Source organism: Pseudomonas sp. SR18 (genome assembly GCF_023701505.1).
Taxonomy (GTDB): Bacteria; Pseudomonadota; Gammaproteobacteria; order Pseudomonadales; family Pseudomonadaceae; genus Aquipseudomonas; species Aquipseudomonas cyclaminis.
On sequence record NZ_JAMQAU010000012.1, the window covers coordinates 21,690 to 44,210 of the forward strand.

Annotated in this window: 20 protein-coding genes and 1 riboswitch; of the genes, 6 read left to right on the top strand and 14 right to left on the bottom strand. The window is 61.8% G+C overall.

Annotated features, from left to right (window positions below):
- Positions 1–48: 48 nt before the first annotated feature.
- A riboswitch (TPP riboswitch) is annotated at positions 49–154 on the bottom strand.
- Positions 155–350: 196 nt separating this feature from the next.
- Entirely contained in the window at positions 351–1,790 is a 1,440-nt protein-coding gene (locus tag NDJ82_RS17935) for a TolC family outer membrane protein (protein WP_099583700.1), read from the top strand.
- A 22-nt stretch (positions 1,791–1,812) separates the two neighbouring features.
- On the opposite strand, the gene waaA is transcribed toward NDJ82_RS17935, so the two are convergent.
- A complete protein-coding gene (gene waaA / locus NDJ82_RS17940) occupies positions 1,813–3,090 on the bottom strand; it encodes a lipid IV(A) 3-deoxy-D-manno-octulosonic acid transferase (RefSeq protein ID WP_250925996.1) in 1,278 nt (425 codons plus the stop codon).
- Between the two features lie 23 nt (positions 3,091–3,113).
- Positions 3,114–4,004, bottom strand: coding sequence for a LysR family transcriptional regulator (locus NDJ82_RS17945; protein ID WP_112193106.1), 891 nt, complete (start codon positions 4,002–4,004; stop codon positions 3,114–3,116).
- Positions 4,005–4,101: 97 nt separating this feature from the next.
- Here NDJ82_RS17945 and NDJ82_RS17950 point away from each other — a divergent pair, with 97 nt between their 5' ends.
- The 4 genes from NDJ82_RS17950 to NDJ82_RS17965 all read left to right on the top strand — a co-directional run bounded on the left by NDJ82_RS17950 (position 4,102) and on the right by NDJ82_RS17965 (position 7,522).
- Positions 4,102–4,437 carry a DMT family transporter gene (locus NDJ82_RS17950; protein ID WP_003236297.1) on the top strand — a complete coding sequence of 112 codons (336 nt, stop codon included), beginning with the start codon at positions 4,102–4,104 and terminating at the stop codon, positions 4,435–4,437.
- Between the two features lie 99 nt (positions 4,438–4,536).
- Complete coding sequence (locus tag NDJ82_RS17955) at positions 4,537–5,712, top strand: NAD(P)/FAD-dependent oxidoreductase (RefSeq protein ID WP_250925997.1); 1,176 nt, start codon at positions 4,537–4,539, stop codon at positions 5,710–5,712.
- Complete coding sequence (locus NDJ82_RS17960) at positions 5,709–6,521, top strand: aldo/keto reductase (RefSeq protein ID WP_250925998.1); 813 nt, start codon at positions 5,709–5,711, stop codon at positions 6,519–6,521. Before NDJ82_RS17955 ends, NDJ82_RS17960 begins: the two co-directional genes overlap by 4 nt.
- Positions 6,522–6,562: 41 nt before the next feature.
- Positions 6,563–7,522 carry a metal ABC transporter ATPase gene (locus tag NDJ82_RS17965; protein ID WP_099583705.1) on the top strand — a complete coding sequence of 320 codons (960 nt, stop codon included), beginning with the start codon at positions 6,563–6,565 and terminating at the stop codon, positions 7,520–7,522.
- Between the two features lie 56 nt (positions 7,523–7,578).
- On the opposite strand, the gene pgnE is transcribed toward NDJ82_RS17965, so the two are convergent.
- From pgnE to NDJ82_RS17995, 6 genes are all read right to left on the bottom strand, one after another.
- A complete protein-coding gene (pgnE, locus tag NDJ82_RS17970; RefSeq protein WP_099583706.1) occupies positions 7,579–8,514 on the bottom strand; it encodes a UDP-N-acetylglucosamine epimerase PgnE in 936 nt (311 codons plus the stop codon).
- Positions 8,507–9,931 carry a bifunctional D-glycero-beta-D-manno-heptose-7-phosphate kinase/D-glycero-beta-D-manno-heptose 1-phosphate adenylyltransferase HldE gene (gene hldE / locus NDJ82_RS17975; protein WP_112193101.1) on the bottom strand — a complete coding sequence of 475 codons (1,425 nt, stop codon included), beginning with the start codon at positions 9,929–9,931 and terminating at the stop codon, positions 8,507–8,509. The genes pgnE and hldE overlap by 8 nt, the downstream gene beginning before the upstream one ends.
- A gap of 103 nt (positions 9,932–10,034) precedes the next feature.
- Positions 10,035–10,643 (bottom strand): adenylyl-sulfate kinase, encoded by a 609-nt coding sequence (gene cysC / locus NDJ82_RS17980; protein WP_250925999.1) that lies wholly within the window; start codon positions 10,641–10,643, stop codon positions 10,035–10,037.
- Positions 10,636–11,340, bottom strand: a complete 705-nt coding sequence (locus NDJ82_RS17985; RefSeq protein ID WP_250926000.1) for a sulfotransferase family 2 domain-containing protein — start codon at positions 11,338–11,340, stop codon at positions 10,636–10,638. The genes cysC and NDJ82_RS17985 overlap by 8 nt, the downstream gene beginning before the upstream one ends.
- A 153-nt stretch (positions 11,341–11,493) precedes the next feature.
- Positions 11,494–13,302 (bottom strand): lipid A export permease/ATP-binding protein MsbA, encoded by a 1,809-nt coding sequence (gene msbA, locus NDJ82_RS17990; protein WP_099583710.1) that lies wholly within the window; start codon positions 13,300–13,302, stop codon positions 11,494–11,496.
- Positions 13,303–13,311: 9 nt separating this feature from the next.
- Complete coding sequence (locus tag NDJ82_RS17995) at positions 13,312–14,490, bottom strand: O-antigen ligase family protein (protein ID WP_099583711.1); 1,179 nt, start codon at positions 14,488–14,490, stop codon at positions 13,312–13,314.
- Between the two features lie 148 nt (positions 14,491–14,638).
- On the opposite strand from NDJ82_RS17995, the gene NDJ82_RS18000 reads away from it, so the two are divergent.
- A complete protein-coding gene (locus NDJ82_RS18000) occupies positions 14,639–15,205 on the top strand; it encodes a BUD32 family EKC/KEOPS complex subunit (RefSeq protein WP_177411505.1) in 567 nt (188 codons plus the stop codon).
- On the opposite strand, the gene NDJ82_RS18005 is transcribed toward NDJ82_RS18000, so the two are convergent.
- Genes NDJ82_RS18005 through NDJ82_RS18030 form a run of 6 tightly spaced genes read right to left on the bottom strand, consistent with a single transcriptional unit; the run spans position 15,194 to position 22,468 of the window.
- On the bottom strand, positions 15,194–16,291 hold the full coding sequence (locus NDJ82_RS18005; RefSeq protein ID WP_250926001.1) for a glycosyltransferase: 1,098 nt from the start codon (positions 16,289–16,291) through the stop codon (positions 15,194–15,196). The two genes, NDJ82_RS18000 and NDJ82_RS18005, sit on opposite strands and share 12 nt — an antisense overlap.
- A gap of 47 nt (positions 16,292–16,338) precedes the next feature.
- Entirely contained in the window at positions 16,339–17,295 is a 957-nt protein-coding gene (locus tag NDJ82_RS18010; protein WP_158879095.1) for a glycosyltransferase family protein, read from the bottom strand.
- Positions 17,296–17,306: 11 nt separating this feature from the next.
- Positions 17,307–18,704, bottom strand: a complete 1,398-nt coding sequence (locus NDJ82_RS18015) for a PIG-L deacetylase family protein (RefSeq protein ID WP_250926002.1) — start codon at positions 18,702–18,704, stop codon at positions 17,307–17,309.
- Positions 18,701–19,597, bottom strand: coding sequence for an antimicrobial resistance protein Mig-14 (locus NDJ82_RS18020; protein WP_112193095.1), 897 nt, complete (start codon positions 19,595–19,597; stop codon positions 18,701–18,703). The genes NDJ82_RS18015 and NDJ82_RS18020 overlap by 4 nt, the downstream gene beginning before the upstream one ends.
- The gene (locus NDJ82_RS18025) at positions 19,597–20,727 is read right to left on the bottom strand and encodes a glycosyltransferase (protein ID WP_158879092.1); all 1,131 of its coding nucleotides are present in this window, start codon (positions 20,725–20,727) and stop codon (positions 19,597–19,599) included. The genes NDJ82_RS18020 and NDJ82_RS18025 overlap by 1 nt, the downstream gene beginning before the upstream one ends.
- A complete protein-coding gene (locus NDJ82_RS18030; RefSeq protein WP_099583718.1) occupies positions 20,711–22,468 on the bottom strand; it encodes a carbamoyltransferase family protein in 1,758 nt (585 codons plus the stop codon). Before NDJ82_RS18030 ends, NDJ82_RS18025 begins: the two co-directional genes overlap by 17 nt.
- Between the last annotated feature and the right edge of the window lie 53 nt (positions 22,469–22,521).

Sequence of the window (22,521 nt, forward strand, 5' to 3'; positions counted from 1 at the left end):
TTCGATTGTCGAACAGCATCCCGGACGAAGCACAAGAGGACTCGCCGGGTGACGAGAAATCTTGTTCCCTACGCAGGCGCTAACCTGATCAGGTTCAACGGGATCCGGTATTTACCGATCTCAGCCTTCCAACAAGGCACCCCGACAAGAACGCGGCCAGTCTAGACCATGCCGTGGGCAAATTGCCAACAGTGGAGCATTCAGCGTGATGAATGGCGCAATTGCAGGATTGTTGTGCCGGGGTCGCACCACTACACTCGGGTGCTGCCTCAAGGCTTGACGCCAGGAATGGCCAGCCGTAGCCTTGGGCGCTAAATTATCACCGTAATATTCACACTAGGGATCGCCTCATGCTGCGCAAACTTTCACTGGCTGTTGCCGTGTCTTGTGCGACCAACGCAATGGTCTGGGCAGCAGAAGCGCCCTTGTCTGCCAGAACCGATCTGGTCAGCGTCTATCAGGAAGCGGTGGATAACAACGCCGACCTGGCTGCCGCCCGCGCCCAATACGGCGCGCAAAAAGAAGTGGTGCCCCAGGCACGCGCCGGGTTGCTGCCGAACTTGTCGGCCGGTGCCGATATCAACAACGTGCGCACCCAGATCGACACGCCAGCGGCCACCGCCAACCGCGACGCCCATTCCTGGCGCGCAACCCTGAGCCAGCCGCTGTTCCGCGCCGACCGCTGGTTCCAGCTGCAAGCCGCCGAGGCCGTCAACGAGCAGGCCGCATTGCAACTGTCAGCCACGGAACAGAACCTGATCCTGCAAAGCGCAGAGAGCTATTTCGCCGTGCTGCGCGCCCAGGACAACCTGGCCTCCACCAAGGCCGAAGAGAACGCCTTCAAGCGCCAACTGGACCAGTCCAACGAGCGCTTCGATGTGGGCCTGTCGGACAAGACCGACGTGCTGCAATCCCAAGCCAGCTACGATACCGCTCGCGCCAACCGCATCCTGGCCCAGCGCCAGGTGGATGACGCCTTTGAAGCGCTGATCACCTTGACCAACCGCCAGTACAACTCGATCCAGGGCATCGTGCACACGTTGCCGGTGTTGCCGCCGCTGCCGAACGACGCCAAGGCGTGGGTCGAAACCGCCGGCCGCCAGAACCTGAACCTGCTGGCCAGCAACTACGCCGTCACCGCTGCCGAAGAAACCCTCAAGCAGCGCAAGGCTGGCCACGCGCCGACCCTGGATGCGGTAGCGCAGTACGAAAAAGGCGATAACGACGCCCTCGGCTTCAGCAACCCAAATGCCTTCGGCACGCCGTATCGCGGTGATGTCGAGCAGCGCACCATCGGCCTGCGCCTGAGCATCCCGCTGTACAGCGGCGGCCTGACCAGCTCGCAAGTGCGTGAGTCGTACTCGCGCCTGGGCCAGACCGAGCAGCAGCGCGAAGGCCTGCGCCGCCAGGTAGTGGAAAATACGCGCAACCTGCACCGCGCCGTGAACACCGATGTGGAACAGGTGCAGGCGCGCCGCCAGTCGATCATCTCCAACCAGAGCGCGGTGGAAGCCACGGAAATCGGTTACCAGGTGGGTACGCGCAATATCGTCGACGTGCTCGACTCACAGCGCCAGCTCTACTCGTCGGTGCGCAACTACAACAACAGCCGCTACGACTACATCCTCGACAACCTGCGCCTGAAGCAGGCGGCGGGTACCTTGAATCCAGGGGATTTGCAGGACCTGACGCGGTACCTGAAGGCGGACTACAACCCGGATAAAGACTTCCTGCCGCCGGACCTGGCCAAGGCTGCCGCCGAACAACTCAAAGCCCGACCGGGTTATTGAACACACTTGGATCATTGTTGAGTCAGTGAGTGATCAGTCTGGCCAACCCATCCAGCAGGCGCTTCAGCGCGCCTTGGTTGGCCTGCATCACCTTGAGCCCCGCCTGCGCCATCCGGCGCGCATCCTGCGGCAGCTCGAACAGCTGCCGCACGGCTTCGGCCAACCCTTGCGCGTCATCCACCTCACGCAAAGCCCCGGCTTCGCGCATCATCGCGGTGATTTCGAGGAAGTTGAACACATGCGGCCCCATGATCACCGGCTTGGCCAGCGCCGCCGGCTCCAGAGGGTTGTGCCCGCCGGTCGCCACCAGGCTGCCGCCGACGAAGGCGCTGTCGGCCAGGGCGTAGAGAAACAGCAACTCGCCCATGGTATCGCCGAGCAGCACCGAGGTGTGTGCACTGACGGGCTCGCCGGTGGAACGGCGCACCGTGGCAAACCCTTGCTGCTTGCACAGCTCGAACATCGGATCAAAACGCTCTTGATGACGCGGCACCAGAATCAGTAATGCATTGGGATAGCTGGCGAGCAACTGACGATGCGCGGCCAACACCACTTCATCTTCACCTTCGTGAGTACTGGCGGCGATCCACACCGGACGCTCGCTGGCGCCCCATTGCTCGCGCAATGCGGCCGCTCGCTCCAGCAGTTGCGGGTCGATGGTCAGATCGAACTTGATTGAACCGGTCACCTCTACAGTCTCCGGCCGCGCGCCAAGGCTCAAGAAGCGCTGGGCCTCGGTGTGCGTCTGCACAGCGAACAAACTCATTTGCGCCAGCATCGGCGCCGTCAGCTTGGCGAAACGTCCATAACCCTTGGCCGAACGGGCCGACAGCCGCGCATTGGCCAACGCCACCGGAATGCCGCGCCGAGCGCAGGCGTGGATATGGTTGGGCCACAGCTCGGTTTCCATGATCACCGCGAGCCTGGGCTGCACGCGATCGAGAAAACGCTTGGCCGCGCACGGCAAGTCGTAGGGCAAATAGCAGTGCTGGATGCGCGGCTCGTTGGCGAACAACGCCTGGATCCGCTCGGAGCCGGTGGGCGTCATGCAGGTGACGGTGATCGGCAGCTCTGGATAACGCTGCAGTAGCCCGCGGATCATCGGCGCGGCGGCAATGCTTTCGCCCACTGACACGGCATGCACCCAGATCCCGCCCGGTTTCATCACCGGCAAGCCATAGGAGAAGCGCTCGCCCACGCGCTCGGCGTAGGCCGGCGCCTTGCGGGCGCGCAGCCACAGACGTAAAGCCACCAACGGCAGCGCCAGGTAAAACAGACAGCTGTAGAGAGTTCTATTCATGGCGGCGGAGTTTATCCACTTTTTCAATCAATCGCCCGCAGGCACTCGGCAAAACGTTCGGCGAGGAAACGTGCCGCGGGCCCGAGGTGCTCATCGCGGCGCCATACCAGCTCTACCACCAGGGCCGGCGGCGTCCACTCGCTGCCCAACTCAACCATTTGTTGCTGATAAGTCGGATATTGCACGATGTGCCGCGGCAGCCAGGCCCAGCCCAGGCCACTCATCAGCCATTCGGCCAATACGTAGAAACTGTCGGCGCGCCACACCAGCGGGCTGGCGGCTTCGCTGCCGGGATAGACACTGGTCTGCGTCGACATCAGCAGTTGCCGGTACTGGGCCAGGCGCTGGCACGTCACGTACCCGTCCTTGGCCAGCGGGTGGTTCACGCCGCAGACCGTGACCATTTCCACACTGCCCACCACGCGCCGCTCAAGGGCCTCGGGAATCTGGTCGTGATAGAACAGCAGGCCCAGGTCTGCCTTGCGCTCCACCAATTTGCGCGCCACGTCGCCTTGGGCGGCACTGGACAGCTGCACTTCCAGCAAAGGGTATTGCACCGCCAGCGCCTCAAGGCTGTCGAGCACCGGCTGGAACAGCATCGCCTCGTCCTGAGCCAGGCGCAGGCAGGCTTCTTCACCACGGGTCAGCGACAACGCCCGGCCGTTGAGCCGCTCACATTGACGCAGCACTTCGCGCGCCTCTTCCAGCAATACGCTGCCGGCTTCCGTCAGGCGCGGCTGGCGGCCACTGCTACGCTCAAACAGGCTCACGCCCAGGTCTGCCTCCAGCAGCGCAACTGCATTGCTCACCGCCGATTGCGCCTTGCGCTGCCCACGCGCCACGGCCGAAAACGAACGCTGCTCGGCGACGTCGACAAACAGGCGCATCTGCTCCAGATTCCACTGCATGGCCAACCCATCTCCAAATCGGATAGGTAATGACTTTACCCCATCTGGCAAAGTTCTAGAATGCTGACCTTATCCAATGCGCTGCACACCGAGGATTGACGCCATGAACCCTGCCTACTATTACCTGGCCATCGCCATTTGCTCGGAAGTGATTGCTACTGTCTCGATGAAAGCCATCAAGGGCTGGAGCACGCCGATCCCGTTACTGCTGGTGATCGTCGGCTACGGCGTGGCCTTCTGGATGCTGACGCTGGTGGTGCGCACGGTGCCGGTGGGTGTGGCCTACGCCGTGTGGGCCGGGATGGGCATCGTGATGGTCAGTATCGCGGCGCTGTTTATCTACGGGCAGAAGCTGGATGTCCCGGCGATGCTGGGGATGGGCCTGATTGTGCTGGGCGTGGTGGTTATCCAGTTGTTCTCGAAAACCGCCGGGCATTAAGCGCGCAACATTCGCAGCCTCGCTAAAGCTCGACAGCGCCTACGGTGTGCACGGTTTGAGAATGTATACTTGCGGCCTTGTTTAGAAATGAGGTCGCCCATGCCATCCGTTATGTCCACCGACGTTCTGATTGTCGGCGCCGGAGTTGCCGGCCTCTGGCTGAATGCGCGCCTGCGCCGCCAGGGGTTTTCCACGGTGGTGGTGGAAAGTGCCACGTTGGGTGGCGGGCAAAGTCTGAAGTCCCAGGGGATCATTCACGGCGGTGCGAAATACGCCCTGCACGGCGCCCTTACCGGCGCCTCCGAAGCGATAGCCGATATGCCGCGCCGCTGGCGTGAAGCCCTGGCGGGCAACGGCGAGCTGGACCTGTCCGGCGTGCGCTTGCTGTCCGAAGCCCATTACCTGTGGTCCCCCGGCACGATCGCCGGCAACCTCACCAGCTTTTTTGCCAGCAAGGCCGTGCGTGGCCGTGTCGATCAGGTCAAGGGCGACGACCTGCCAGCGGCACTGCAAGACCGCCGTTTCAAAGGCAAGGTGTATCGCCTGGCCGAGTTGGTGGTGGATGTGCCAAGCCTGATCAATCGCCTCGCGCAATTGGCCGGTGACGGCTTGCTTGCAGGGCAACAGATCGAACCGCTTTATGAAGGCAACAAACTGGTGGGTTTGAAGGTCGATGGCCGCGAGATCCGCGCCCAGCGCATCGTCCTGAGTGCTGGCGGCGGCACCGCTGAACTCCTGGCAACACTGGGCCTGAGCAACCCGGCCATGCAAAAGCGCCCGTTGCACATGATCATTGCCAAAGGCCCCGGCCTGAAGCCGCTGTACGCCCATTGCCTGGGCGGCGGCACCAAGCCGCGTATCACCGTGACCACCCATCCGGCTGCCGATGGCAACTGGGTGTGGTACATGGGCGGTGATATTGCCGAGGCCGATGGCGTGGCGCGCACGCCCGAAGAGCAAATCGCCACCGCCCAGAAAGAACTCGCACAATTGCTGCCCTGGATCGACATGAGCCAGACCCGCTGGGCCACTCTGCGCGTGGACCGTGCCGAGCCGCTGCAATCAGGCCTGAGCCGTCCCGACAACGCCTTTGTCGCAGAAGAAGGTCGCCTGCTGGTGGGATGGCCAACCAAACTGGCGTTGGCGCCAGACTTCGCCGATCGGGTGATCAACAGCCTGGAACGTGACGGTATCCGCCCGAACACCTGCGAGCCACTGCCTGAGCTGCCTAAACCCGCCCTCGGCGTACCGGCCTGGGAGCAACTGCTGCCATGAGCCTACCCAACTTGCACGACCTGCATCGCCCTTTGGGCAGCACCGGCATTCTGGTCTCGCCGCTGGGCCTGGGCACCGTCAAGCTGGGCCGCGACCAGGGTGTGAAATACCCCAACGGCTTCCAGATTCCGGATGACGATGAAGCGCGGATGCTCCTGCGCCAGGCCCGCCAGTTGGGCATCAACCTGATCGACACCGCACCGGCCTATGGGCGCAGCGAAGAACGCTTGGGGCCGCTGTTACGCGGCCAGCGCAAGGATTGGGTGATCGTCAGCAAGGTCGGCGAAGAGTTCGAAAACGGCGTCTCGCAGCACGATTTCAGTGCTGCCCACACCCGGCTGTCCATTGAGCGCAGCTTGAAACGACTTGAAACGGATTTTATCGACCTGGTGCTGGTGCACTCCGATGGCAACGACCTGCACATCCTCAACGACTGCGAGGTCTACCAAACCCTGGCGGAGCTGAAAAAAGAGGGCAAGATTCGCGGCTTCGGCTTCTCCGGCAAAACCGTCGAAGGCGGCGTGAAGGCTTTGGAACAAGGTGATTGCGCGATGGTCACTTACAATCTGAACGAACAGACAGAGAAAGCCGTCATTGAATATGCGGCGGCCCATGACAAAGGCATTCTGGTCAAAAAGGCGCTGGCCAGCGGCCACGTTTGCCTTGAGCCTGGAATGGATCCAATACATGCGAGCTTCATGCTGTTGTTTGCGCAAACCGGCGTCGCCAGTGCTATTGTCGGGACCATTAATCCGCTGCACCTGGCCCATAACGTGGCGACCGCTGCCAAGGTCATTCGTCAACTCTGATGCCGCCCACGCGGCCGACCCCGTCGCAAAAAGGAGCCGACATGCCGCGAACGCTCATAAGAAAAAACCCCAGCAACTTTAAAACACTGCCGCTGCACGTCGAAGCCACCCCCGAAGGCCTGAGCTACCAGAGCGTGGGCATGCCGCTCAACTTCGCCCAGACCCTGCAACGGCGCAAGCCGGTGGAGGTGGCAGACCCGGAACGTTTCGCACTGGAACTGGCCAACCTCGGCGTCTCGGTACGCCTGACACTGCACTGGCAAAACCGCGATTACTGGGTGCTGGTGCGCCAGCGTCGACAGGACCGTGGTGACGTGGTGCTCAAGCTGATCTCCGGCTATGTCCCGGCCCATGAACTGAACCTGCCGCTGCATACGGCCATCCAGGAAATTGCCGAAGAATGCTTGCTGGAAACGCCCGAAGGCTGGCTCGGCGGGCGCTTCAACGATACTTGGCTACCCGCCCCCTACTCCGCCGCCCTGCATTACCGCGAAGCGCTGCCGTTTCGCCTCAGCCCGCTGTCCGGCGCGGCGCGCCCGGTGCGTTGCGCCACCACCCAGTTGATCGAACGCCCACGGGCCTATGTGCATTTGCCCACGGCGTCGCTGCAATTGATTTACGACCTGCGCCTGGAAGTGCCAAAGGAAGCCAAGTCCCTGAGCCTGTTCCACGTGGATGAGCGCCTGGAAGGCGACCAGTTGGTAGCACGCCTGGACCGCAAACGTCCGGACCTGTACCTGATGCCCCTCAAAGACGGCCAGCCCCTTCCCGAGCTGTACACCGTAAAAAAAGACCAGCTGTACCCGGCGAGCACACGGGGCTTGTACCTGGCAGAAAGCTTCGCCCAGCAGGAAGGCTGGCTGGTGCGTGAAGAGCGCATTCGCTGGAAGGATTGGCTCAGGCAGCAAGGCCTGGCGGAGCCGGAGAAAGAATCGAAGCTGAAGGGATTGGCGCGGCGAGTGCTGCGCAAGATCGTGCCGAAGAAGAAAGCCAAGGGCTGAGTGAGCTGCAATCCAACTGTGGGAGGGGGTAAGCCCCCTCCCACAGTTGATAGCATTTAGCCGTTGATTAGTCGCTGGAGGCCGACTTTCAACGGGGTCGGCTCGGGCAATTTGAAACTCGCCAACAACCGCTGGTTATTCGCCCGCGAATGCCGGATATCCCCTGACCGCGCAGGCCCGTAGGTCACAGCCGGCAAACTGCCCACCGCCTCTTCCAGCGCCTGCAGCACTTGCTTGAGGGTGGTGGTACGGTTCCAACCCACGTTAATGGCCCCCAAAGGTGCGTCCGGCGCTTCGATGGCCTGCACCAAAACATCCACCAGGTCTTCCACGTACATGAAGTCGCGGGTCTGCTCGCCATCGCCAAACACGGCAATCGGCAAACCCTGCTGGGCACGCTCGCTGAAGATACTGATCACGCCGGAGTAAGGCGACGACGGGTCCTGACGCGGACCGAAGATATTGAAGAAGCGGAAGATCACCGGCTCCAGACCATGCTGGCGGCGATAGAAATCAAAGTACTGCTCGCCAGCCAGCTTGTCGGACGCGTAGGGCGTCAACGGCGCCTTGGTGGTCTCTTCGTCAATCGAAGCACCCTCGCCGTTGTTGCCATACACCGCCGCGCTGGACGCAAACACCACACGCTTGACCCCAGCCTGGCGCATGGCTTCGCAGACATTCAGGGTGCCGACGAAATTGCTCTGGTGCGTACTCACCGGATCATCCACCGAGGCCTGCACGGACGCCACCGCCGCCAGGTGCACCACCGCCGTCGCGCCAACCGCGGCACGCGCCACCAGCGCGGCATCGGCGACATCCCCTTCGAGCAACTCGACACGCGGGTTGCCCAGCGGCAGGTTGCTGCGTTTGCCTGTGGACAGGTTGTCCAGCACACGCACTGCGTAGCCTTTGGCAAGCAAGGCATCGACGAGATGCGAGCCAATAAAGCCCGCGCCCCCCGTGATCAGGACCATCGGATCAGCCTTACTCATTGTTGCGAATCTTCTCGACAATCGCCGTGGTCGAGCTGTTCTCGACCAGGCCCAGTACTTTGACCGTGCCACCGTAAGCGCTGACGATATCGGCACCGACCACCTGGTCGACGGAATAGTCGCCGCCCTTGACCAGCACGTCCGGCTTGACCTGGGCCAGCAGGTTTTCCGGGGTCGCTTCAGGGAAGCTGATCACCCAGTCCACTGCGCCCAACCCGGCCAGTACGGCCATGCGCCGGTCGACGCTGTTGATCGGACGGCCAGGGCCTTTCAGGCGGCTGACCGAGGCGTCGTCGTTGACCGCCACGATCAGGCGGTCGCCTTGGGCGCGGGCCTGCTCCAGGTAAGTCACGTGGCCGGCGTGCAGGATGTCGAAGCAGCCGTTGGTGAACACAATGCTTTCGTTGTGCGCACGCGCATCGTCAATTGCCAGCAGCAATTGCTCGATGGTCAGCACACCGCGCTCCGAGCCCTCGGAGCGCTGGATGGCACGGCGCAGTTCAGGTGCGCTGATCGCAGCGGTACCCAACTTGCCGACCACGATGCCCGCCGCCAGGTTGGCCAGGGCCACGGCGTGGGGCAGTTCTTCGCCGGCCGCGATGGAGGCGGCCAGGGTGGAAATCACCGTGTCGCCGGCGCCGGTGACGTCGAACACTTCACGGGCCCGCGCCGGCAGGTGCATCGCCGGGTGGCCGGGACGCAGCAGGGTCATGCCGTGCTCGCCACGGGTCACCAGCAAGGCGCCGAGGTCGAGATCGGCCATGAGCGCCGCGCCTTTGGTGACCAGTTCGTGCTCGTCGGCGCAACCGCCGACGATGGCTTCGAACTCGCTGAGGTTCGGCGTGATCAGGCTGGCGCCCCGATAAATCGAGAAGTCCTTGCCCTTGGGATCGGCCAGGACCGGAATACCCTTGGCCTTGGCGGCCTGGATCAGTACCTGATGGTTCTTCAGTGCGCCTTTGCCGTAGTCGGACAAGACCAGCACTTTGACGCCTTCGAGCAATTCGTCGACCTGGCCGCTGAGGGCCAAAGCGTCGGTGGCGAAGGGTTCTTCAAAATCGATACGCAGCAATTGCTGGTGACGGCTCATGACCCGCAGCTTGACGATGGTCGGCTGATGGGCAATGCGCTGGAACAGCGCACGCACGCCGGCACCGCGCAGGCTGTTGGCCAGGCTGTCGGCGGCTTCGTCGTCGCCGGTCACACCCACCAGGGAGGCCGGGGCGCCGAGGGCGGCAATATTGAGGGCAACGTTGGCAGCGCCACCTGGACGGTCTTCGATTTGCTCGACCTTGACCACCGGTACCGGCGCCTCAGGGGAAATCCGTGAGGTACCACCATGCCAGTAACGGTCGAGCATGACATCGCCGACCACCAAGACAGGGGCTTGATCGAATCGCGGCATGGACAACTTCATGGAGCAACCCACATACAAAATGAACAGGGGCGCGATATTAGCACAGGGTGAGCGCCGCCTAGTTCGAGAGCTTTATCCGCACCGCATCACGCGCCAAAACTGGTTAATTTTTATACAAAATCGCCAGAATACGCGCCACCGCTTCGGCCAGTTCGACCTCATCGGTGTTGATTTCGCAGTCGGCCTGCCGAGGGACCTCATAGGGGCTGTCCAGACCGGTGAACGCTTTGATACGCCCATCCAGCGCCGCACGGTACAAACCTTTGGGGTCACGCCGTGAACATACGTCGAACGGCGTGCTGACGTAAACCTCAAAGAACTGCCCCGGCCCGAACAGTGCCCTGGCGGTCGCGCGGTCGACGCTGAACGGCGAGATTGCTGACACAATCACAATCAATCCCGCGTCCACCATCAAGCGCGCCACTTCGCCGATACGCCGGATATTTTCCTTGCGCGCCGCATCGCTCATGCCCAGGTCATTGCACAGGCCCGAGCGCAAATTGTCGCCATCAAGCACAAAAGTGTGCCGCCCCTGCTCATTGAGTTGCACCTCCAGGGCATTGGCCAGGGTCGATTTGCCGGACCCGGACAACCCCGTCAACCACAGGCAGCAAGGTTGTTGATGCTTGAGCGCCGCCCGTGCGGTCGCCGACAACGACAAGGCAAAGGGACGGATGGCAGCGGCATCTCTGGCCAGCGACTGCTTATTCATAACCCAACACCTCGTAATCACGCTGATAGGCGCGCTTGACCAAACGGCGCGTGCGCACGGAGCAAAACGCTCTCACCGGCTCGCTTCGCCGCCCCAGTGAAACATTCAGATGTGGCAGGGATGAGGTCACGCCAAGGCGCTCGCACAGGTGCTGGAAATCTTGCTCCAGGGATTCCTGGCGCCCGAGAAAATCCATGGCCATTTGGCCCAGGTGATCGACCAGAAAGTCGGTCTGCGGTGCGAAATGCAGTTGGCGGCGCAGGTTGTCCGGGTGCAGCCAGCCGGCCACAAAATGGTCGAAGTCGCGGTAGTGGCTGACCAGCGCCTGGGCTTGCAGATCGCGGGCGCCCATGTGGTTACTGCGCAGGTAGTTGTAGGCCGAGTAGGCCCGCTCCAGCGGGTCACGCACGAAGGCGAATTTGAAACTGCGCTCGCAGTGTTGGGGAAACTGTTGCTCATACCAGTAATACGGCAGGTGCCCCGGCCAGCGCCCATCGAGAAGTGCCGAGCACACGCTGCTGCCGGCGCACTTGGGCACATGGATAAACACACAGTTGTGCTGTTCGAAAGCCGGATTAAGGGTGGTCACCCCCGACAGGGATTTATTGACGGCCTGGCGATCCACCACCGACAACCGCCCCAGCAAGAACACCCTCTGGGGTTTGGGAAGCAGTTTCCACAACAGACGTTGCAACATTCCATTACCCACGCAAGAAGGTTAGCCCTCTCGTTCGTCATTCGAATCGAGAAGGCCAACATAACAAACGACAGGCAGTGAATTATTTGGCTTTGGTCAAGCCCTGTAAGGGTCTTGATACAAACAGCGGGGCGCATTGCACGCCCCGTTGGTTCAGGTGATGTTGTTCGCGACCGGCTCGTCCAGCCCCATGGCGTGCAGGCGCGAGTAATAGCCGCCCTTGGCCAGCAGTTCGACATGCGTACCGCGCTCGACAATTTCGCCGTGGTCCATTACCAGAATCAGGTCGGCCTTTTCGATGGTCGACAAACGGTGTGCGATCACCAGGGTGGTGCGGCCTTTCATGACCTTATCCAGTGCGGCTTGGATATGCCGCTCGGACTCGGTATCCAGCGCCGAGGTCGCTTCATCCAGGATCAGCAGCGGGGCATTTTTCAGCAGGGCCCGGGCAATCGCCAGGCGCTGGCGCTGGCCACCGGAAAGCAGCACGCCGTTTTCACCGACTTCGGTGTCCAGGCCTTTGGGCAGCTCCGCGATGAAGTCCATGGCGTAGGCATCAGCCGCTGCTTTTTCGATGTCGGCACGCGGCGCGTCGGCCAGGTCGCCGTAGGCGATGTTATTGGCCACGGTATCGTTGAACAGGGTCACATGCTGGGTAACCTGGGCCACATGGCGGCGCAGGTTGCGCAGGCGATAGTCTTCGATCTCGACTTCGTCCAGCAGGATTTCCCCGGTTTCATGATGGTAGAAACGCGGAATCAGGGCGGCCAGTGTCGACTTGCCGCTGCCTGAGCGTCCGACCAGGGCGATCATCTGCCCAGGCGCTGCGCTGAAGCTGATGTTCTTGAGCACTTCGCGCTCGGTGCCTGGGTAAGTGAAGCTCAGGTTGCGCACGTCCAGGCGACCGCTGACGCGATCACGCTCCACGGTACCGCCGTCGACTTCAGGCACTTCATCCAGTTGTTCGAAGATGCTTTCTGCGCCGGCCACACCTTTCTGGATCGTCGAGCTGACTTCCGACAGCTGGCGGATCGGCTTGGGCAGCAGGCCCGCCGCCGTGATGTAGGCCACGAGATCACCTGCCGTCGCCTCACCGCGCAACAGCAGCACCAGGAACATCAGCGCGGCCATGGCCGTGTAGATCACCAGTTGCAGCATCGGCGTGTAGACCGCGCCGGTCTTGTTCATGCTCAGTTGCTTGTCGGTGTTGCCCTGGCTGGCGGCGGCAAAGCGGCGCTGCTCGTAGTCTTCGCCGCCGAAGCTGCGCACCACGCGGTAACCCTGGATGGTCTCGGAGGCGACGTGGGTCACGTCGCCCATCGCCACCTGGATCTTCTTGCTCTGCTTGCGGAATTTCTTGCTGGTGCTGCCGACCATGATTGCGATCAACGGCAGGATTGCCAACATTACCAGGGTCAGTTTCCAGTTCATCCACAGCAGGTAGCCGAACAGGAACACCACCGTCAGGCCTTCGCGGATCACGACCTTGATCGCATCCGTGGCCGCGCCGGTGACCATGGTCACGTTGAAGGTGATGCGGGAAATCAGGTGCCCCGAGTTATGGGTATCGAAATAGCGATTAGGCAGCACCAACAGCTTGTTGAACAGCTGGACCCGCAGGTCATGCACCAGCCCCAGGGAAACCTTGGCCAGGTAGTAGTTACCCAGGAAAGAGCCGAGGCCTTGCCACGCGGCGATCAGGATGATCAGCAGCGGCACGGCCATCAGCAACTTCAGGTCCTTGAAAAACGGGACCTTGGGCAAAAACACCACATCGGGATTGCTCAAGCCATCCACGAAGTACTTGAGAATCCCGGCGAGCATTGGCTGGGTCGAAGCAAAAATCACGAAGCCCACGATACTCAGCAGGAACATGCCGAGGTACGGTTTCACATAGCCCAGCAGCCGGAAATAGATTTTCAGGCTGGATTCCTGGTCCGCTTTGGGCGGTGCGTCACTCATGTGTCGAGCTCACTGATTGGGTAGGACGCGAACTTTATCACACGCGTCGGGTTTGGCCCGAGCCCAGACCAAAACACTGGCCAGCGCAATCGGCAGCCAGGAAATGAACCACTCGGCACGCGGCGTGCCCGTCAGGCTGGCGGCGTCGAACTGCATGGCCAGGAACGAAAACACCCACATGCCGATGACGCCCTTGCCGTAGAGGGTGTCGCGGGCCTTCCAGGCTTGCCACAGCACACCGAACCACAGGCCGCACCACAGCAGCAGGCCCGGCAGGCCCAACTCGATGCTCACATGGGTGAACAGGTTATGGGAGTGGTCAAAAAAGAGGTTATCGGCAAATATCTTGTAGTCGCCGCCCAGCCCGAGGCCGGTCCAAGGGCGCTCGCTGATCATTTGCACGGCCGCCATGAAGATCTGCGGACGGTAGGACACACCACGGGCCAGCATCAGCGATTGCATGGCGAAGAACACCGCCAGGGCCGCCACCACTGCGCCAATGGCAATCACGGCGGTACGCCGGTCACGGCACCAGGCAGGCATCGCCACCACTGTCAGCAGCAACGCCAGCGCGGCGCCACGGCTTTGGCTCAACACCACGAACAGCCCGAGGAACCCAACCGCCAGCACCCAACCCACTTGCATCCAGCGCCCACGGGGAACCCAGTGCAACAGCCAGACGGCCGCCAAGCCGATCACGTAGGCGCCCAGGATGGGGTGGGACAATTGGCCCAAGCCGGCCAGACGCGCCGTCCAGCTATTATGCTCAATGCCATAGAACTTGATGATTGCAAGCAGCGACGACAATGCCAGCCCGAAGCCACCCCATTGCATCACGCGAATGACGCGCTCGGGTTGACCACACGCAAACACCGGGAAAAACAGCAGGAACACGCCGATATACAGCAGGCGCTTGGCCTCGCGGGACGGGTCTTCGGCGTTGGTCCACAACAGGCTGATCGCGCCCCAGACAGCAAGCGCGGCAATCATCAGGCAGATCCAGCGCTGTTCGTGCCAGACCTCCTTGAGACGCTCACGCGCCGCCCAGGCAAACACCATTGCCGGCAACCACAGGAACAGCGTCAAGCCTTGTTGATAAATCTTATTGGTCGGCGCGAAGGCAACTGCCAGCAAAAACCAAAGTAACCCCAAAATCATCCATACCTGCGCCCAACGACTTGCTTGCATCACCCGCTCCTGAATACGTTCAACCCGCCAACCCGGCATGGTTAAAACCCAAAACTTTCGGCATTATTACCGACCACTGTGCCCGCGACTCCCACAAGGCTTTCCGACGATGCAATGTTCAAGGCTCCCCCAGGCCGATTTAACCGCGATGATTGAAGGTGCCAAAATCCTGGAGAAGGACAGCTACGGCCCCAAAGTCTACCTGCTGACCGACGGGAATATCCTCAAACTGTTTCGCCGCAAACGCCTGTTCTCCTCTGCGTTGTTTCGCCCGTACTCCAAGCGGTTTATCGACAATGTGGCGCAACTGCAGCAGCGTGGTATCCCCACCTTGAGCGTACTCGCGTTCTTTCAACTGACGGCGCCCGGCATGACTGCCGTGCTGTACCGTCCGTTGCCGGGCGAGACGCTGCGCCAGATCTCCAACCGCGAAGGCTTTGATTGGCAAGCGAACCTCGACCCGCTGGTGGCCCTTATTCGTCGCCTGCATGACGCGGGCATTTACTTCCGTTCGTTACATTTGGGCAATATTGTCGTCACACCCGACAATGAAATGGGCCTGATCGACGTGGCCGATATGCGCTTCCTGCGCGCGCCGTTGAACCCGGAACTGGCTCGGCGCAACCTGCAACACTTCGCACGTTATATTGCGCGTGAGAACCTGAACGAACGCTTTCCAATGCAAGCACTGGAGCACGCCCTGCTAGCGGCATGAAAACAGCCGCCGGGTGGTTTCAGTGAAATCACTCCAGGCTTGCTCCGGTGCCAGTGCCCGCGACTGAGCCTCGACGACCTCCTCAGCGGAACTCGCGAGCGCACGCGTCAGGAGGTCACTCCAGGACGCGGCATCGTCTGCAGGCGCGTACCAACCGCAATCCCCCAACTGCTCGCGGAACACCGCCAGCTCGCTGGTCAACACGGGCACGCCGGCCATCACCGCCTCTTGCACGATCAGCCCCAAGCCCTCTTCCTTCGAAGGAATGGCCACCCAGTCAAACGCCCGATAAAGGCTCGCCGCCTCGGGCAGATGCCCCGGCAAGGACACTTTGTCGCGCACGCCAAGCGCCTCGATACGCGCCTCAAGCCCAGGTCTCGCGGGCCCTTCGCCGATAATCACCAGGCGCGCATCCGGCTGATCAGCCGTTGCAGTGGCAAAGGCGTCCACCAAGCAGGCAAACCCCTTGCCATCGACCAGTCGACCGACCGCACCTATCGCCGGCGCGGCCTCTAACGACAGGCCCAGGCGGGAGCGAGCCTGTTCACGGGAAAGCACCGCAGCACGAAAAACCACAGGGTCGAAAGCACTGCGCAGCACAACCACAGGTCGCTTGAGGTCACGCTCCAGCGAACCGGCGAGGGTCTGCGACACTGCCGTCACCGTGAGTTGCGACGCAGGAAACGAGTCGAACAACTGTTGATCCGCACCGCGCAAACGCGTGACACCATGGAAAATCACCACGGCGCGCACATGCGGCAAGTGCTTGAGCACGGGCAAGAACACACGGGCGACGCCGATCCCGTCAAGGAGCACCACCTGCAGATCGTCGGGCAAGGCCTTGCGAAAGCGTGCATGCATCCACGGCATCAACCACTTCCACAGGTGCCGGCCCTTGAGCTTTGCGGAAGACAGATCCCACTCCACAGCACCCTCGGCCAGGCCATCGCTGCCGGCCGCACTGCCTTGAAGCAGCCAGTGGTGAACGGGAGCGCCGCTGTCGGTATGGGACAGTATCTGCTGATGCACCTTCTGCACCGAGGCATATGCAGAGCCACCGGCCCACATGATGTTGAGAATGCTCATCGAAAAAACCTTATGCGGCGTAGGTGTGGCTCTTTGTGCTTCGCGGATCAAACACCGAGTTTCAGGCGCAACCGCTCCAGCCAGTTCAACGGCGCACGAGGCCGCAAGGGCGGCTGGAGCTCTTCGACAATACGCTGGCCGATGCGCGCAAAGCTGAACTGGCTGACGGCAAGCTCTTGCCCGTTGCGCGCGATTTCTGCCGCCAGTTGCGGGTCGGCGCGCAGCTGCGAGAGCTTTTCCTGCAACTGTGGAATGTCCTTGTAGAACACCACATTGACCATGTCCTTGAACCCAAGGGCTTCGTTTTCCGCAGCCCCTTGGTCAAACGCCAGCAGCACACAGCCACAGGCCATGGCCTCGAAGTTCTTGATCATGTACTCGCCCATGCCCACATCGGCACTGACGAAAAAGCGAATCCGGTTAAGCGTCGCGCAGTATTCCTCACCCGATTTGGTGCGCGTGACCACCAGCGGCTCAACGCGGGCCAACTCATCAAGCAGCGCCTTGCGGCCGCTGTAGGCCACGCTGTTGGTGCTGCCGACAAATGCCAGCTCGATGTCGCGCTCCAGCCCCTGGTGCTGCAACAACGCCTGGTCGTAGCCTTTGGGCACGAACACCGCATCAAAGCCTTCGGCACGCAAGCGCTCGGCCACGCTGTAGCCGGAGCTGATCACCCGCGCCCATGGCAAGCGGCGGTAGTGCGCACTGAACTTGCCGGTGTATTTGCAGGGGATGTAGTTCTGGTAGGCGTCGTGTTCGAGGATCACCAGGTTCGGGATCGTACGGATAAACCCGGCCTGGCGGATTTCCTGCTTGAAGCGCAGGAAGAAGACGATGCGGTCATAGCGGGTCACGTCGACTTCGCGCTTGAAGTAACCGCGCAGGTTGCGCTGCTCATCGCTGCTCAGCCAGCGGGTATCACACTCGCAGTGCTCGGCAATGCCTTCGTACAAGCGATCCAGAATCGCGCGCTGTTCTTTCTGTACCAGAAACAAAACTTTCATGACCTTTCCTTTCACAAACGCCAGAACAACTCATGCCGTCGTACGGCCTTGCGGAAAAACTCGTTCTCGCCATAAGGCGACCGCGCACGGCCCGCCAGCACCCGCTGGAGCCAGCGGCGCACCCGACGCTTGAACGGCGGTGCGGGTTGCAGGTCATGCATCATGCCAAGCGCCATGGCTTTGTCGCGCTGCTGCGCCAACGACAGCGGCAAGCTACATGGGCGCAGCTCAAGCGTGTCGTCGAACAGCGGCGGCAAGGCAATCCCGGCGCCCGCGTCACCCATGGGCCAGCGGTCGTTGTCATGCAGATGGTTGGCGTAGCCCAGGATAATGGTCGGTTGCCATTCCAAGCCTTGCAACGCCTCGACCACCGCCTGCCGCGCGCAAATATGGTCTGGGTGCGGGTCGAGCACCGGATGCGGCAACACGATCACTTCGGGACGCGCCGTCAGCAGCAACTGGCGCAGATCGGCCAACAGGTTGTTCCAGGTCGGCAGGCCGTCGACATCCGCCGGTAACGGGAACGGATTGAACTGGCGAAACAGGCGGATATCCGACAGCTGCGCTTCGCGCGAAGCCACTGGCTGATCAGGCGTCGCGCGCATCGCCGGCAATTGCAGGCAGAAGTAGCCCAACTGCACGCAATGGGCCTGCGGCACACCCGCCCAAAGCGGCACGGCGATGCTGTCCCAGGCGCGCAGGCGGCCTTTGATGCGCGAGGCGTCGACCGGGTCCAGGCCCATTTGCTGATAATGCTCGGCTTCGATTTCACCGGCCGTGAGGGTTACGATCCATGGTTTTTCAGCCTGGCTATACAAGCCAAAAGCAGCGAGCTCGGCGTCATCGGCATGGGGCGCGATGACCATCACCCGCTGTTCTGAATAATCCGGATCGACCCAGGCCCACAACCGGGGCGCGCCGTGCAAGGTGCAAAAATGCCCGCGCAGACGCAGCTCACCTGCCGCCAGGGCAGGCGCCAGGCCACTGAGGTTGAGATAACGAACCCCGTTCACACCCCGCTCGAAAACCTGTCGATCAGCGCCGTCAGCGCCCGAAATCTCAATCCCCGGATCCAGAAAACGCCCCAGCCAACTGCTCTTGACCTTGATGGCCAACACCAGGGTCGCATCGGCTTGCAGGGGCGAATCAACCCGCAGTTGCGCGCCTTCGAGGCGCACTCCCGCCACCTCGGCATCCGCCGAGAACCGGTATTGATAGTCTTCGCCGGGAGCATAAAACAGATGGTCGGCAAACCAGGCCTCATGGGCGACCCAGGCCAGCACGCCGAGTAACAACGGCAACCACCAGGCGACCCAGACGCCGATCACCACCAGCAGCAACAGGCCGATCAGCAGGGCAACCCGCTTGTTGCGCCGATGACGCTTGAGCAATTGCTGTTTGCGGGTCATACGGTCAGCACCGGCACAGGGTTACACCAACGGTCTTTGTACTCGCGGTCGGCACGCCCGAAGGAAAAGCGCAGCGGCTTGCCGACTTCGCGGGCCTGCTCCCAGGCGCTCTGGGTGTTGAGGAAACTCAGGACGCTGCCCGGGCTGAACGCACGGGTCTCAGGGTCGACACCGCCGTTGACGTACTCCACGCTGATCCACTCGGGCGACTCGACCCGGTACACCAACTGGACCGCGATGGGCGCATCGTTGAGGAAAATCACCGAGCCAATCAGCCACTCGCGCAGCAGCTCGATCACTTCAGCCATGCGCTCGGCACCGGTGGCGACAAACCCCCAGCGGCGCAGGAATAGATCGCAGTAGATCGCGGCCAGTTCCTGGCTGGAAAACTCACTGACCGGGCGCACGACACCACCCGCCTCTTCGAGCAAACGCAGTTCGCGGCGCTGGTTGTAGCGGAATTTCTTCGACAGTTCTTCCGGGGTGCGGGCCATGGCCAACTGTTCGGCCTGAGGCTTGAGGCCGCTGAAACGGCCTTCGTTCAGGGCCGACAGGTAGCGCGCGCGGTGGCGCAACGGCGCCTGGGCATTCGCGGCGGCGGGCAGGATCAACTCGGCGTTACCCAAGTCAAACAGGCCTTTCTTGCCCTGTTGCTTGAGTACGTCCTTGGACAACGCCAGGTCGCGGCCCCAGGTGGCGATGCACGCCTGCGTTTCACCGCCCTGCTCCCAGGCCAGGTAGCGCACCGGAATATCGGCCAGCCCGGCCAGGCGCTCGATCACTTGGGGATGCGTCGCGACGCTGCCGCCAAAACGTTGCCAGGCTTCGCTATAGGCAGGCGCGTCGACGACGGACCAGCCTCGCTCGCGCCAGCCTTGGAATCGATTGAGCATCAGGCCCCCGCGGTCAGTTCAATAACGTGCGGCAATTGCCAGAAGGTATCGCGTACCGCCTGATCCGAGAAATGCGTGCGCAGGCGTTCCAGCATCATCTCGGCGCACTGCCGTTGCTGGTGGTGATCCATCGCGGCCAAATGGCGCAACCCCTGGGCGAGGTGTTCGGCGTCGCCGAAGGGGAACAGAATACCAACGCCTTCGACCACTTCCTTCGCACCGCCACAGGCCGTGGCCAGCAACGGTACACCGGCCGCCATGGCTTCCAGCAGCACCATGCCGAACGGTTCGTGATCGGAGCTCAGGGCAAACACGTCGAACGCACGGAAATACCGGCGTGCATCCGGCACCTGGCCGAGAAACAGCACCTGCTGGGCAACCCCCAGCTCGTGCGCCAGGTCCTTGAGGCTTTGCTCCAGGCGGCCACTGCCGAGAATCGCCAAACGGCTCTGGGCCGGCAAGTGCGGCAACGCCAGGGCAAAGCCCTTGAGCAGCGTGGCCTGGTCTTTGTCCGCGTGCAGGCGGCCGACATTGCCGACCACCCATTCATCCGGCGACAAGCCCAGGGCATCGCGTGCCTCATCGGCCGGCACCTGAATGGCCTGCAACGCGTCGACGTCGATACGGTTGTACAAGGTCTGGATACGCGCTGCGGGCCAGCCCGGCAGACTGCGGCGCAGGTCGTCACGCACGGCGTCGGAAACCCCCAGCAAACTCAGGCGCTTGCGGAAGAACCCGGCGAACAGTGAGCGGCTTTGACGCTGATAATCACCAAAGGCGTGATGCACGCCGATCACCGGCAGCCGCGTACCGAGCAAGGCGATGTAGGTCGGCTTGAAGCGGTGCGCGATACAAAAGCTGAAGTTGCGCGACGCGGCGATCTTGCGCAGTTCACGGATCGCACCCAGCTTCAGGCCGCGAACGGCCCTGGAGCTGAATTCCATGAACAACACTTCGTCCGACGCACACTCGGCAGCCACCTGCGGATCGGCGACCCCGGTGAGAAACACCGTGGTCACCTTGTAGCCGGAGCCAGCGAACAGGCTCGCGTACTGCCGCGCGCAATCCAGGAACGGCCCGTAGTAGCCGTGGCAGAACTGCAGGACGTGGCGATCAGCCGAGCGCGTCATAAGGGTCCACGCCGTCTTTGACGACCAGGATGTCTTCCATGATCAGGTATTGCAGGTCGGAGCCGAAGAACATGTCCAGCGCGTCCTTCGGCGAGCAGATCATCGCTTCGCCACGACGGTTGAGCGAGGTGTTCAGGGACACGCCGTTGCCGGTCAGCACTTCGAGCTCTTTCATCATGTCGTAGTAGCGCGGGTTGTACTCGCGCTTGAGCACCTGGGCGCGGGAGGTGCCATCTTCATGGACTACTTCCGGCACGCGGGTTTTCCACTCTTCCGAGACTTCAAAGGTGAAGGTCATGAACGGCGCCGGGTGATCGACCTTGATCATCTGCGGGGCCACGGTGTCGAGCATCGACGGGCAGAAAGGCCTCCAGCGCTCGCGGAACTTGATCTGGTGGTTGATACGGTCAGCCACGCCGGTAGCACTTGGGCAACCGATGATCGAACGACCGCCCAACGCACGCGGGCCAAACTCCATGCGGCCCTGGAACCAGGCTACCGGGTTGCCGTCGACCATGATCTTGGCAATGCGCTGGGGCATGTTGTCGATCTTGCGCCAGACCGGCTTGCTCTCGTGCTTGGCACACGCCGCAATTACGTCTTCGTTGCTGTAGGACGGGCCGAGGTAGACGTGTTCCATCTTCTCCACCGGCACACCGCGGGCGTGGGACACGTAGGCGGCGGCGCCAACTGCCGTACCGGCATCGCCGGACGCCGGCTGCACAAACAGCTCTTTCACGTCGTCGCGGGCAATGATCTTCTGGTTCAGCTTGACGTTCAGCGCACAGCCGCCGGCGAAGGCCAGCTTGCCGGTGTCCTTGAGAATGTCGCCCAGGTAATGGTCGATCATCTGCAAGGCCAGTTTTTCGAACAGCGCTTGCATGCTCGCGGCGTAGTGGATGTACGGTTCGTCAGCGATGTCGCCTTCACGCTTGGGACCCAGCCACTCGATCAGTTTTGGCGAGAAGTAGAAGCCCTTGCCCTTCTCTTTATACCGGCGCAGGCCGATGACGTTGGCGTAGTCGGTATTGATCACCAACTCGCCGTTCTCAAAGGAGGCCAGGCGCGAGAAGTCGTATTTGCTGGCATCGCCGTACGGCGCCATGCCCATGACCTTGAACTCACCGTCGAGCATCTCGAAGCCGAGGAACTCGGTGATCGCGCCATACAGGCCGCCGAGGGAATCCGGGTCGTAGAATTCCTTGATCTTGTGGATCTTGCCGTTTTCACCGTAGCCGAAGAACGTGGTGGCGTATTCACCCTTGCCGTCGATCCCCAGGATCGCGGTTTTTTCTTGAAAACCGGAGCAGTGGTAAGCGCTGGAAGCGTGGGCCAGGTGGTGTTCAACCGGTTCGATCTTGATTTTCTTCGGATCGAAGCCCAGTTGCTCCAGGCACCAGACGATCTTGTTGCGATAGCGCTTGTAGCGACGGTTGCCCATCAGGATCGCGTCAAGTGCGCGGTCCGGGGCGTACCAGTACCGCTTGGCATAGTGCCAGCGCGCCTCGCCGAACAGGCTGATCGGGGCGAACGGAATCGCTACCACGTCAACATCGGAAGGCTTGATACCGGCCTGTTCCAGGCAGAACTTCGCCGATTCGTAGGGCATGCGGTTCTTTGCATGTTTGTCGCGTACGAAACGCTCTTCTTCGGCGGCCGCGATCAGCTTGCCGTCGATATACAAGGCTGCGGAAGGATCATGGCTAAGGGCGCCGGACAGGCCAAGAATCGTCAATGCCACAGGGGTCTAGCCTCTTTTAGTCTGCATGCAGGCGGGTGGCGCCTGAAAAAAGT